Source organism: Pseudomonas sp. PME37.24/006, assembly GCF_055556635.1.
On sequence record NZ_JBVHNL010000001.1, the window covers coordinates 804,632 to 817,466 of the forward strand.

Annotated in this window: 8 protein-coding genes; 6 read left to right on the forward strand and 2 right to left on the reverse strand. The window is 60.4% G+C overall.

Features of this window, described 5'->3' with window-relative positions; genetic code table 11:
- Window positions 1-21: 21 nt before the first annotated feature.
- The 6 genes from ACZ3GY_RS03730 to ACZ3GY_RS03755 all read left to right on the forward strand — a co-directional run bounded on the left by ACZ3GY_RS03730 (window position 22) and on the right by ACZ3GY_RS03755 (window position 10,971).
- On the forward strand, window positions 22-1,128 hold the full coding sequence (locus ACZ3GY_RS03730; protein ID WP_465908970.1) for an efflux RND transporter periplasmic adaptor subunit: 1,107 nt from the start codon (window positions 22-24) through the stop codon (window positions 1,126-1,128).
- Entirely contained in the window at window positions 1,125-4,205 is a 3,081-nt protein-coding gene (locus ACZ3GY_RS03735) for an efflux RND transporter permease subunit (RefSeq protein ID WP_465908971.1), read from the forward strand. Before ACZ3GY_RS03730 ends, ACZ3GY_RS03735 begins: the two co-directional genes overlap by 4 nt.
- 42 nt (window positions 4,206-4,247) lie before the next feature.
- Window positions 4,248-5,540, forward strand: a complete 1,293-nt coding sequence (gene fabF, locus ACZ3GY_RS03740) for a beta-ketoacyl-ACP synthase II (protein WP_465908972.1) — start codon at window positions 4,248-4,250, stop codon at window positions 5,538-5,540.
- A 35-nt stretch (window positions 5,541-5,575) separates the two neighbouring features.
- Complete coding sequence (locus ACZ3GY_RS03745) at window positions 5,576-6,775, forward strand: multidrug effflux MFS transporter (protein ID WP_465909228.1); 1,200 nt, start codon at window positions 5,576-5,578, stop codon at window positions 6,773-6,775.
- A gap of 628 nt (window positions 6,776-7,403) precedes the next feature.
- Window positions 7,404-8,321, forward strand: coding sequence for a TIR domain-containing protein (locus tag ACZ3GY_RS03750; RefSeq protein WP_465908973.1), 918 nt, complete (start codon window positions 7,404-7,406; stop codon window positions 8,319-8,321).
- 535 nt (window positions 8,322-8,856) lie between these two features.
- On the forward strand, window positions 8,857-10,971 hold the full coding sequence (locus ACZ3GY_RS03755) for a TonB-dependent siderophore receptor (protein ID WP_465908974.1): 2,115 nt from the start codon (window positions 8,857-8,859) through the stop codon (window positions 10,969-10,971).
- 12 nt (window positions 10,972-10,983) lie between these two features.
- Here the strand turns inward: ACZ3GY_RS03755 and ACZ3GY_RS03760 are convergent, their stop codons facing one another.
- Together ACZ3GY_RS03760 and ACZ3GY_RS03765 are read right to left on the reverse strand one after the other, a co-directional pair.
- On the reverse strand, window positions 10,984-11,781 hold the full coding sequence (locus ACZ3GY_RS03760; RefSeq protein ID WP_465908975.1) for an ABC transporter ATP-binding protein: 798 nt from the start codon (window positions 11,779-11,781) through the stop codon (window positions 10,984-10,986).
- Window positions 11,778-12,830 (reverse strand): FecCD family ABC transporter permease, encoded by a 1,053-nt coding sequence (locus tag ACZ3GY_RS03765; RefSeq protein ID WP_465908976.1) that lies wholly within the window; start codon window positions 12,828-12,830, stop codon window positions 11,778-11,780. The genes ACZ3GY_RS03760 and ACZ3GY_RS03765 overlap by 4 nt, the downstream gene beginning before the upstream one ends.
- Window positions 12,831-12,835: the final 5 nt, after the last annotated feature.

Sequence of the window (12,835 nt, forward strand, 5' to 3'; positions counted from 1 at the left end):
TGCTCTTGAGTAATGGAACCCATGTGCCTCAAGCCCGCCACCTTCGTCGTTTGTTTATTGCCTGTCGTCCTGGTGGCGTGCGGCGATTCTTCCGTCAGCAAAGACCCACGTAACAAGCCGCCCCTGGTCAGGACTGCATCGGTCGAGCATTCGGCCGATGTCGCTCGCACGTTCACCGGGGTCGTCGTCGCACGTACCCAGAGCGATCTCGGCTTCCGCGTTTCCGGGAAGATACTCGAGCGTCTTGTCGATACCGGGCAGACGGTCAAGCGCGGCCAACCGCTGATGCGCCTCGACCCGGTCGACCTGCAATTGCAGGCGCGCGCACAGCAGGAAGCGGTTGCCTCCGCCAAGGCACGAGCCAAGCAGACGGCTGATGACGAGGCGCGCTATCGCGGTCTCGTCGCCGCAGGTGCGGTTTCGGCATCGGCTTACGATCAGATCAAGGCAGCCGCTGATTCCGCGAAGGCGCAGCTCAGCGCGGCTCAAGCCCAGGCAGACGTCGCGCGCAATGCCACGGGCTATGCGGCATTACTGGCCGACGCCGATGGCGTGGTGATGGAGACATTGGCCGAGCCTGGGCAGGTGGTGAGTGCCGGGCAGCCGGTCGTGCGCCTGGCGCGGGCAGGGCAGCGAGAAGCCATCGTGCACCTTCCCGAGACGCTGCGCCCGGCTCCAGGGTCAACGGCGCAGGCCACCTTGTATGGCAACAGCGGCAGTGCAGTGCCTGCCAAGCTGCGCCTGCTCTCCGAGGCGGCAGATTCGACCACCCGTACGTTCGAAGCCAGGTACGTGTTGGAGGGCGCGCTGGCGAATGCGCCGCTCGGCTCGACCATAACCCTGGGCATCGCCGAGGGAAAAACACCTGAGCAGGTTCTGCAGGTGCCGATTGCCGCCCTTCATGATCCAGGCAACGGCTCGGGCGTATGGGTGATTTCCGGCGAACCGGCGAAAGTGTCCTGGCGTCCCGTTGAGGTGCTGGCCATTGGTGACGATGCTGCGCGTGTCGCCGGCAAGCTGGTATCCGGTGAGCAGGTCGTGGCATTGGGCGCGCACCTGTTGCGCGACGGTGAGGAAGTCAGGGTTTCCCCGACTCCGCCCGCTCGTGTAGCCGGGAGTCAGCCATGAGCGAAGGGCGCTTCAACCTTTCTGCACTTGCGGTACGCGAGCGCTCCATCACGCTGTTCCTTATCTTGCTGATCGCCGTGGCCGGGACGCTGGCGTTCTTCCAGCTGGGGCGCGCGGAAGACCCACCGTTCACGGTCAAGCAGATGACGATCATCTCCGTCTGGCCGGGCGCCACCGCGCAGGAGATGCAGGATCAGGTCGCCGAGCCGCTGGAAAAGCGCATGCAGGAGCTGAAGTGGTACGACCGCACCGAAACCTACACGCGCCCGGGGCTGGCATTCACCATGGTGTCGCTGCTCGACAGCACGCCGCCCTCGCAAGTCCAGGAGGAGTTCTACCAGGCCCGCAAGAAACTCAGTGATGAAGCCAAGACGCTGCCCGCCGGTGTCATCGGGCCGATGGTCAACGACGAGTTCTCGGACGTGACCTTCGCGCTCTTCGCGCTGAAGGCCAAGGGCGAACCCCAGCGGCAACTGGTACGTGACGCCGAATCGATGCGTCAACGTCTGCTGCATGTTCCGGGCGTGAAGAAGGTCAACATCATCGGTGAGCAGGCCGAGCGCATCTTCGTGTCCTTTTCTCACGACCGGCTGGCCACGCTGGGCGTTGCGCCGCAGGACATCTTCGCTGCACTGAACAGCCAGAACGCATTGACGCCTGCCGGCTCTATCGAAACCAGCGGGCCACAGGTAGTGATGCGCCTCGATGGCGCTTTCGACAAGCTGGAGAAGATTCGCGACACGCCGATTAGCGTGCAGGGGCGGTCGCTGAAACTGTCCGATGTCGCCACGGTGGAACGTGGTTACGAAGACCCGGCAACCTTTCTGGTTCGTAACGCCGGTGAGCCTGCGCTGTTGCTGGGCATCGTGATGCGCGAGGGCTGGAACGGTCTCGATCTGGGGCAGGCACTCGACGCCGAGACGGCATCCATCAACGAAGGCATGCCGCTGGGCATGACGCTCAGCAAAGTCACCGATCAGGCGGTCAATATCAGCTCGTCCGTCGATGAATTCATGGTCAAGTTCTTCGTCGCGCTGCTGGTGGTCATGGTGGTCTGCTTTGTCAGCATGGGCTGGCGCGTGGGCGTCGTGGTCGCCGCTGCCGTACCGCTGACGCTGGCCATCGTCTTCGTGGTGATGGCAGCCACGGGCAAGAACTTCGATCGCATTACCCTGGGCTCGCTGATCCTTGCCCTCGGGCTGTTGGTGGACGACGCCATCATCGCCATCGAAATGATGGTGGTGAAAATGGAGGAGGGCTACGACCGCTTCAAGGCGTCGGCCTATGCCTGGAGCCACACGGCCGCGCCCATGCTCTCCGGCACGCTGGTCACCGCTGTCGGCTTCATGCCCAACGGTTTCGCGCAGTCCACAGCCGGCGAGTACACCAGCAACATGTTCTGGATCGTCGGCATCGCCCTGATCGCCTCCTGGGTGGTCGCGGTGGCATTCACCCCCTACCTGGGCGTGAAGCTGTTGCCGAATATCAAACAGGTCGAAGGCGGCCACGCGGCCATCTACGACACCCGCCACTACAACCGCTTTCGCAAGGTGTTGGCCGTCGTCATCGCTCGCAAGTGGCTGGTGGCGGGCGCGGTGGTGATGTGCTTCGTCGTCGCCGTGGTCGGCATGGGCCTGGTGAAGAAGCAGTTCTTCCCGACTTCCGACCGCCCCGAGGTGCTGGTCGAAGTGCAAATGCCTTACGGCACGTCCATCGAGCAGACCAACGCCACCGCGATCAAGGTCGAGAGCTGGCTGCGAGAGCAGGAAGAAGCCAAGATCGTCACGTCCTATATCGGCCAGGGCCCACCACGCTTTTACCTGGCGATGGCGCCCGAGCTGCCTGATCCGTCCTTTGCCAAGATCGTCGTGCTGACGGACAGCCAGGAGGCGCGTGAAACGCTCAAGCAGCGCATACGCGAAGCAGCATCCGAGGGCCTGGCCCCGGAAGCACGGGTGCGCGTTACGCAACTGGTGTTTGGCCCGTACTCGCCATTCCCGGTCGCTTATCGGGTAATGGGGCCTGACCCCGTTCGGTTACGCGAAATCGCTGCCGAGGTTCAGGGCGTGCTGCAGGCCAGCCCGATGATGAGAACGGTCAATACCGACTGGGGCCCATTGGTGCCGACGCTGCACTTCTCGCTGGATCAGGATCGCTTGCAGGCGGTAGGGCTGACCTCCAACGCGGTTGCGCAGCAGTTGCAGTTCCTGCTGTCGGGCGTGCCGATCACTGCAGTGCGCGAAGACATTCGCTCCGTGCAGGTGGTGGGGCGCGCAGCGGGGGATATTCGCCTCGATCCGGCCAAGATAGAAGGTTTCACGCTGGTCGGGGCTGCCGGTCAGCGCATCCCGCTCTCGCAAATCGGCGAGGTCGATGTGCGCATGGAAGACCCCATCCTGCGCCGCCGTGACCGTACGCCCACCATCACCGTGCGTGGCGACATCTCCGAAGAGCTGCAGCCGCCAGACGTTTCCGCAGCACTCAGGAAAGACCTGCAGCCGATCATCGACGGACTTCCCGGCGGTTATCGAATCGAGATGGCGGGTTCCATCGAAGAGTCGGGCAAGGCCAGCCAGGCGATTCTGCCGCTGCTGCCGATCATGATCGCCCTGACGCTGTTGATCATCATCCTGCAGGTGCGCTCGATCTCGGCCATGGTCATGGTGTTCCTCACCTCGCCGCTGGGGTTGATCGGCGTGGTGCCGGTTCTGCTGTTGTTCCAGCAGCCGTTCGGTATCAATGCCCTGGTTGGCCTGATCGCGCTATCGGGCATCCTGATGCGCAACACGCTGATCCTGATCGGGCAGATCCATCACAACGAAAGCGAGGGGCTCGACCCGTTCAATGCGGTCGTCGAGGCCACGGTACAACGAGCTCGGCCGGTATTGCTGACCGCGCTGGCGGCCATCCTCGCCTTCATTCCGCTCACCCATTCGGTGTTCTGGGGCACGCTGGCTTACACGCTGATCGGCGGGACGTTCGTCGGCACCATCATGACCCTGGTGTTCCTGCCGGCGATGTATTCCATCTGGTTCAAGATTCGCCCCCACACCGCCAATGCCCAAGCGCCAGCCTAATGCCAAACGAGGCGGGCGCGTACCGAGCACGAGGAGGCTGTAATGATCGATTCGCAAAGGCATAAACGCATCGTGGTTACCGGCACCGGCATCGTCGGGCCGCTGGGTTGTGGTGTCGACGAGGTCTGGCGCCGGCTGCTGGCCGGGCGCTCGGGCATTGCCACGCTGCCGACAGAGATCACCGAAGGCACCGGTGTAACCGTGGGCGGGCAAGTGCCGACGCTGGAGGACGATGCCGTCGCGGGGTATCAACCCGAGCTGCTCATCCCCGGCAAAGAACGCAAGAAGATGGATCGCTTCATCGAGTTCGCCCTCGTCGCCGCGCATGAAGCGCTGCAACAGGCGGGCTGGCACCCGACCAGCGAAGCAGAACAGCAGCGAACGGCGACGATCATCGCCTCGGGTGTGGGTGGCTTCGGTGCCATGGCTGAAGCCGTGCGGATTACCGATTCGCGCGGGCCGCGCCGGCTCTCGCCGTTCACCGCGCCGTCGTTTCTCGCCAACATGGCGGCGGGGCACGTCTCGATCCGTCACGGTTTCAAAGGGCCGCTCGGCGCACCGGTGACCGCCTGCGCTGCTGGCGTGCAGGCCATTGGCGATGCTGCTCGGCTGATCAGAAGCGGCGAAGCGGATATCGCCATCTGTGGCGGTACGGAAGCGGCCATCGATCGCGTGACCCTTGGCTGCTTCGCGGCGGCCCGTGCGCTTTCGACCGGCTTTGCCGAGCGGCCGCAAGAGGCGTCGCGGCCCTTCGACCGTAACCGCGACGGTTTCGTGATGGCCGAAGGCGCCGGGTTGTTGGTGATCGAGTCGCTCGAGCACGCCCTGGCACGCGGCGCCACGCCGCTGGCCGAACTGGTGGGCTACGGCACCAGCGCCGACGCCTACCACCTTACGGCTGGCCCGGAAGATGGCAGCGGCGCACGTCGCGCCATGCAGCAAGCGCTCGCCCAGGCAGGCCTGAGCGCCGCCGATGTACAGCACATCAATGCCCACGCGACGTCGACCCAGGTTGGCGACAAGGGCGAACTGGCGGCCATCCGCTCGCTGTTCGGTCAGGACTCATCCGTCGCGATCAGTTCGACCAAGTCCGCCACCGGCCATCTACTGGGCGCGGCAGGCGGCATCGAAGCGATTTTCACGGTGCTGGCGCTGCGTGATCAAATCGTGCCGCCCACCTTGAACCTGGGCGAGCCCGATGAGAGCGCTAGAGGGCTCGATCTGGTCGCGCTCAGTGCCCGTAAGATGTCGATCACCCACGCGCTCTCGAATGGCTTCGGGTTTGGCGGCGTCAATGCCAGCGTGCTTTTCCGCCGCTGGGAGGCAACGCCATGAGCGTCGACAGTCTGCCGGTAGCAATCGATGCCGCAATGACCCGCGAAGGCAGCCCGGCATTGACAGGTAAAATCGTCGCCTTGCTGGCGAGCCTCTCAGCGATCAGCATCCTCTCCACCAACATCATCCTTCCCGCGTTCCCGGAAATCGGCCAGCAGCTTGGCGTTTCCTCTCGCGAATTGGGGCTGACTCTCTCCAGTTTTTTCATCACCTTCGCGTTCGCTCAATTGGTGGTGGGGCCACTGGCCGATCGGTACGGGCGCAAGCGGCTCGTTTTGGGTGGGCTCGCGCTGTTCGTGATCGGCACACTGGTCGCAGGCTTTGCCAAAAGCCTTGATGTGCTGATTGCCGGGCGTGTCGTACAGGCGCTTGGGGTCTGCGCTGCCGCCGTGCTGGCGCGGGCCATTGCCCGTGACCTGTTCGAAGGCGAAACCCTGGGGCGCGCGTTGTCGCTGACGATGATTGCCACCGCGGCAGCACCCGGATTTTCGCCATTGCTCGGCAGCGTTCTGACCACCGCGCTGGGGTGGCGGGCGATCTTCTTGATGGTCGGAGTTGCCGCCATCATCATCGGATTTTTCTACGCTCGCGGCCTTGGCGAGACGCTGCCCCGTGAACGTCGAGTCGCGCTCTCGGCACCACGCGTGGTGGCCGCTTACGGCAGATTGCTACGCGACGGCAAATTCATCCTTCCGGCTGCCTCGGTGAGCCTGTTGATGAGCGGCCTGTTCGCCTCCTTCGCTGCCGCACCGGCGATCCTGATGAGCGGGATGGGCTTGTCGTCATTGCAGGCCGGGCTGTACTTCGCTGCCACCGTGTTCGTCGTATTCGCTGCCGGCATGGCAGCCCCACGCTTGGCCCACCGCTTTGGCAGCCGCACGATCACCACCCTGGGCCTTGCCACCGCATTGGTGGCCGGCAGCCTGCTGCTAATCGGCTCAAACAACCCCGGCTTGGGCTGGTACTCACTATCGATGGTGATATTTCTCTGGGGCATGGGCCTCGCCAACCCACTGGGCACCGCAATCACCATGGGCCCCTTCGGCAAGGAAGCGGGCCTGGCTTCCGCGCTGCTCGGCTTCCTGACCATGGGCGCCGCCGCGATCACCACCTGGTTGGTATCGGTACTGGAGTTCGCGCCGGTCACTACGCTAGGCACTACCCAGGTTGCGGTTTGCCTTGTTGCAGTAGTGGTGTTCACGCTGAGTAGTAGAGCTGTCAGAGTGTCGAGTTAGGAACTGATGGAGAGATGGCGGGAGATGGTTTTCGCGAGTTAGTGAGGCTTCGGTGGGCTATCGACACCCTTGAGCATCACTCACAAAAAAGCCCTGTAAAAAAACAGGGCTTTGATGTTTCTGATCTGGAACGGGATAAGTGAATCAAACTCTTTCTAGCTCCTGCAATGCTCCGCAAAGGCCCAGCATTGCTCGTGTTGGCGCGTATTCCACATGCTTTACTCAGCTTTACCCCGCAATGGTTTCGACACAGCACCTAGACATTTTTGGTGGCAGTAGCTAGCTTCCAGCTATCAGCTAGTCGGTTTAGCGATGTCACTCTAAGCGCTTAGGCCAACAATGCGTAGTTAGAAAGTCTCGCTAATGCTTCAGCATTCTAGTGGGTTATATTTGCTCTGGATTTTAATTGATTGGGATATTGCCGCCAGCGCTTTCGATTGCTACAAAGCCGGAGACGCTCATGATTTTTACAACAATGACTAAGAAAGTCATAGGTGAAGGTCAGCTTTAGAGTCAGGGAGGGGCGATTTAATATCTGCCACTCTTTGAGCCGCTCCGGGTCAGAGGCGTGCAGCAATAGTCTGCCCCCTTTACTTGTCGAGTCACACATCAAAAAAAGGAGAAAAAATTGGAATTATTTATAAGTTGGTCTGGTGATAAAAGTAAAAAAATTGCTGAGGCCATTCGAGAATGGATTCCGTGTGTAATACAAGCCGTGAAACCTTATTTCACACCAGAAGATATAAATAAAGGTCAACGCTGGGGCTCAGAAATTTCGAGAAAGCTAGAATCTTCGAAAATAGGGATTATTGTCCTTACACCCTCCAACCTAGAAGCGCCCTGGTTGATGTTTGAAGCAGGCGCGCTCTCAAAAAGTGTTGAGTCATCTAGAGTTTGTCCTTTGCTATTTGGAGTTACACCGGCAGAGGTTAAAGGCCCCTTGGTTCAATTTCAATGCTCAATCTTCAATGAGATAGAAGCCTTAAAGCTACTTCGATCAATAAACGATGAGCTTGGAACTGAAAAGCTTGAAGAAAAAACCTTGAACGCAACTTTTGAAGTTTTTTGGCCGACCTTAGCTTCAAAAATCATATCGATTGAAAATGAGTCCGAATTACCGAAGGAACCATCTAAGATTCGAGATGATAGGGATATTTTGGAAGAGATTTTACGTTTAACTAGGAAGTCAGCCTATAGTCATGCCAGAACACAGTCCTCGAATAGATTATTTGAGAGACTTGAAGAGAAAAAACCGGTTACGTTTGACCCTGAAACAGGAGTGGTTTCTTTTTGGAGCGAAGGTTTAGAGGTCTATGACTTTGGAATTGAAAGATTAACCTCGGGCTCAGAGGTACTTGACTGGTTTCTACAAATTTCAAATAAAAGATGGTGCACAGGTGAGCATTTGAAAGCATTTATTGAGTGCCTCGAAGAAATAACTGACTTGTATTTCGAAAATGGAGCGCAAGGGGTTTTTTGCCCTGGCGGTGTTAACAAAGAGGTAGACTGGGAAAGCGCCCTAACAAGCAAAGGCAGCGGACGTTAACGTATACTTGATGGGCTGATCCGGTCGAGTCCGTTTCCTCGTTCTTGGCTGCGACCGAGTCGCGCCAGCCACCCATATGGATCAAGCGGTAGCTAACGACCAGCACGAAAAAAGGGACAGATTTATTTATGAGCCCGCTAGCCTGCTGGGTGTTGGAAGTAAAATAAATCTTTCACCCTTTCTATGGTGCTGGAGTTAGGCTGGTAACGCAGCAGGGCGCCACGCAGGCGTCCGCCTACTTTGCCGCATGGTGTTGTTCACGCTAGGCAGCAGATTCGGTTGTATGTCCGTACGCTGATTTATCGCTGCAATCGCCTGTTTAGATAACAATGGGAGCTATGCGAGCCGGGCTCAGTTGCTGGCACCGATGGGTATCACTGGTCGGGTCAGCGTGTGATCCCGGCGGCTGTTGTCTTCAGTCCTCTTGCCCCTTTGCGCTCACAGATCCGCTGATTTGCATTTGATTCTCCAGTGCAATTGTTAGTGAATATCAACTGGATTAGAATCGCGGCCCCTCCTACCAGGACCGCCTTTCATGCGCTGGAATCACGCCTCAATCTGCCTGCTGTCCCTCTGTTCCGTTGGCGTTCATGCCGCTACGTTGGCTGCGTCGGAAGGCGCGGCAGTGGAGCTTCCGGATTCCGTCATCACGGGCACCAGCGAGAGCGCCACGGGCCCTGTGTTTGGTTATGGCGCCACGCGTTCGGCCAGTGCTACGCGCACCGATACCGCCTTGCACGAGACGCCGCAATCGGTGAGCGTGGTGTCCCGTGATGTGATCGAAGATATCTCCGCGACTCGCTTGCAGCAGGCGCTGGATCAGGCGGGTGGCGTAGGTCGCGCCAACAACTTTGGCGGCCAGGGGCTGACCACGTTCACGGTGCGTGGCTTTACAACCGGCGAGTTCTACCGCAATGGCTTCCCGATCAATCGCGGTTATCCCAACTCGCCGGATGCCAACACCCTGGAGCGAGTCGAAGTGCTGCGTGGCCCAGCCGCGACGCTCTATGGTCGCGGTGATCCCGGTGGCACCTTCAACGTCATCACCAAGCAGCCGTTGGCCGAGCAGCGTACGACGGTTGGCAGCCAGTTCACCGACCAGGGTTTGCGCCGTGGCACGTTGGACACGGGCGGCCCGCTCGACGAGGAGGGCCGCCTGGCCTATCGCCTGAATATCATGGCCGAAGGGGGCGACAGCTTTCGTGATGATGTGGAAAGCGAGCGCTATGGCATCGCCCCGGTGTTGAGCTGGCAGGTGTCGGACGACACGCGCATCGTTCTGGAGGGTGATTTCATGCGCAACAATCATCCGCTGGACCGCGGCCTGACTCATTACCCAGCTCAGCGCGGGCAGCCCAGCCACTCGACCTATTACTGGGAGAAGGGCACCGACAACAAACTGCACAACGATAACTCCATGGTGCAACTGCGCTTCGAGCATCAGCTCAATGAAGACTGGGCATTGAGTGGCGGTTATCAATACCTCGACGGCTCGCTCAAGGGCAATGCGGTCGAAGCCAACGGTGTTGCGGCTGATGGCGTGACGCTCAACCGTAACTTCAACTACCGCAAACTCGAATGGACCGACCATGACGTGCAACTGCACCTGACCGGTAACTTCGATACCTTTGGTTTCGGCCATACCCTGATTACTGGTGTGGAGTACGAGAACTACGATTACCAGTCGATCATCAATCGCTCCACCGCTGCGTATCCGATCAATATCTACAACCCGGTTCTCGGCCAGCCGCGCCCGGCGCTGGGCAATATCACCACTCATGATCGTGAAAAACTGAAGACCTGGGCGGCTTTCGTGCAGGATCAGGTAGCCCTGACCGAGCGCCTGAAAGTGCTGGGTGGCGTGCGCATCGAGCGCTTCGAGCATGATTATGATGATCTCAGGCCGGTGAACGCCGACTGGGACATGGCCGACAACGCCGTGACCCCGCGGGTCGGCGTTATATACGACCTGACCGACAGCGTTGCCGTCTACGCCAACGCCTCCAAGTCGTTCAAACCCAACTCGGGGGCGTCGCGTCTGGGTGGCGGTTTTGATCCGGAGGAGGGCAAGGCCTACGAGCTGGGCATGAAGTGGGCTGCGCTGGGTGGCTTGCTGAGCATCGATACGGCGGTGTTCCACGTCACCAAGGAAAACGTACAGACCGTCGACCCTGTTGATCCAGCCTTTCGGATTGCCGCGGGTGAAGTGCGCAGCCGTGGCTTCGAGGTGAACGTGGCGGGTGATCTGACGCCCGAATGGCGAGTCATCGGCGGCTATGCCTACACGGATTCCGAGGTGACGCGTGACAACTCGCTACCGCGCGGCACCCGCCAAGCCAACATCCCGCGCAACAGCTTCAACCTGCTGAGCGTGTACGAGTTCCGTGATGGCGCGTTGCGTGGCTTAGGCCTGGGCGCCAACTTCAAGTACGTGGATGATCGTGCCGGCCAGACGGCGGCGCAGACCTACACCATGGAGAGTTACGCAGTCACCGATTTGCTGAGCTTCTATCAGGTCAACGAGCACCTGCGGCTGAATCTGGATGTGCGTAACGTCTTCAATAAAGGCTACGAAGAAGGCGCCTTCAACGCCTATGCCTATCCGGGCGAGCCGCGCACCGTACAGACAGGGTTCGCTTACACCTTCTGATGGCTGTTCCGGTCAGGCGTCTACGCACGCCTGACCGGATAGCGGTTGTACCACGGGGCGGTTCTGCCGATCCCGCAGGATGTCGACGGTGACGCCATAGGTTGCCTTGATCAGCTCAGCGGTGATGATCTCGCCCGGATGGCCATTGGCGGCCAGCTTGCCATCGACCAGCACCAGCAGATTGTCGGCGTACTGACACGCCAGGTTGAGGTCGTGAAGAACGACCACCGTTACCAGGTTCCTGGCGCGCGTTTCATGCTGCACGCGGTCGAGCAGGGCGACCTGATGGCGCAGATCCAGGGCGCTGACGGGCTCATCGAGCAGCATGACTTTCGGTTCGCGCATCAGCACCTGAGCGAAGAAAACCATTTGCCGCTGGCCGCCGCTGAGTGAGCCGATCCCGCGACCGGCCAGGTGAGCGATACCTACCTGGCCGAGCTTCTCCATGGCGCGCTGCAACAGCGCGTCATCGAGGCGCAGGCCGATCTGGCCCAGGTTGCCCAGCACCACGACCTCGAGCACCGACAGTGACACCTCGGTGCTGCAGTCCTGGGGCATATAGGCGAAGTCTCTACGCCAGGCTTCCAGTACTCGGCGCGAATGCCGGCCGGCAGCGAGGTTCTGCTGCCCCTGGGTAATACGCCCGCCTGCCAGCGGTAAGTCGCCCATCAGCGCACGCAACAAGGTGGTCTTACCGGTGCCGTTGGGGCCCAGCACGACATGAATGGCGCCCGCTTGAAGATTGGTGCTCAGCCCGTTGATGATGGTTCGCCCTGCGCGGGCGATACTGAGTTCGTCGAGCTGGATCATGCTCTGCCTCGCTGTGGTGCGAATATCAACCAGAGCAGGAATGGCACGCCGACGATGGCTGTCACGATACCAATCGGGAACAGTGCGCCGGGCAGGATGGACTTGGACAGCACCGATGCAGCCGACAGCATGAAGGCGCCGCAGAGCGCGGAGAGCGGCAGCAGGAAGCGTTGATCTTCGCCGACCAGCAGCCGCGCGATGTGTGGGGCTACCAGCCCGACGAAACCGATTACGCCAACGAAGCTGGTCGCCGTTGCGGTCATCACGGCGACGAGTATCAGAATCTTCAGGCGCAGCCAGCGGATGTTCACCCCCAGGCTCACCGCTCGCGCTTCACCCAGGCTCAGGGCGGCCAGTTTCCAGGTGTCACCCATAAGGATCAGGCAGCACGCCAAGGTGACCACGGCGGTGATGGTCAGGGTCGTCCAAGTGGCTTTGCCCAGGTTGCCGAAAAGCCAGAAGAGGATCTGCTGGGAGAGCTCCGGCGAGGACAGGAACTGTACGAGCGAGAGCAGCGACTGGAAGAGGAACAGCATGGCGATTCCTCCCAGGATGATCGTATGGCTACCGGCCTGACGCAGCGTCGCCAGCGCGAACAGGAACAGAACCGCCAGCATCGAAAAGGCAAAAGCCCCCAGTGGCACGCCGATCAAGGCGCCCAGCCCGAAGCTGCCGAAGGCCAGGCTGAGCGCTGCACCAAACCCCGCTGCGGCTGCCATGCCCAGGGTGTAAGGGCTGGCCATGGGGTTGTTCAGCAAGGTCTGCATCTGCGCGCCACCGGCGCCCAGAGCAGCGCCAACGGCGAGGGCCATGAGTGCTACTGGCAGGCGCAGGTCATGGACGATGGTGTCGGTCATTGGCTGGCGATCGCCAATGTTCAGCAGCGATTGCAGCACTTCCCAGGGCGACAACAGCGAAGGCCCCGTGGCGATATCCAGTACCAGGCAGCCGCCGCACAGAAGGACGAACAACAGGCAGTTGCGCCAACGCTTGCGCTCACGCAGGCGGTGTTCGGCAATGGCGTCTTTTTCGAGCGTCGATAGGGTCATGGGAG

Bases quoted from the DNA above. Each gene is read 5' to 3' on its own strand.
- ACZ3GY_RS03730 (WP_465908970.1), top strand. From the start codon at position 22: ATGTGCCTCAAGCCCGCCACCTTCGTCGTTTGTTTATTGCCTGTCGTC.
- ACZ3GY_RS03735 (WP_465908971.1), top strand. From the start codon at position 1,125: ATGAGCGAAGGGCGCTTCAACCTTTCTGCACTTGCGGTACGCGAGCGC.
- fabF (WP_465908972.1), top strand. From the start codon at position 4,248: ATGATCGATTCGCAAAGGCATAAACGCATCGTGGTTACCGGCACCGGC.
- ACZ3GY_RS03745 (WP_465909228.1), top strand. From the start codon at position 5,576: ATGACCCGCGAAGGCAGCCCGGCATTGACAGGTAAAATCGTCGCCTTG.
- ACZ3GY_RS03755 (WP_465908974.1), top strand. From the start codon at position 8,857: ATGCGCTGGAATCACGCCTCAATCTGCCTGCTGTCCCTCTGTTCCGTT.
- ACZ3GY_RS03760 (WP_465908975.1), bottom strand. From the start codon at position 11,781: ATGATCCAGCTCGACGAACTCAGTATCGCCCGCGCAGGGCGAACCATC.
- ACZ3GY_RS03765 (WP_465908976.1), bottom strand. From the start codon at position 12,830: ATGACCCTATCGACGCTCGAAAAAGACGCCATTGCCGAACACCGCCTG.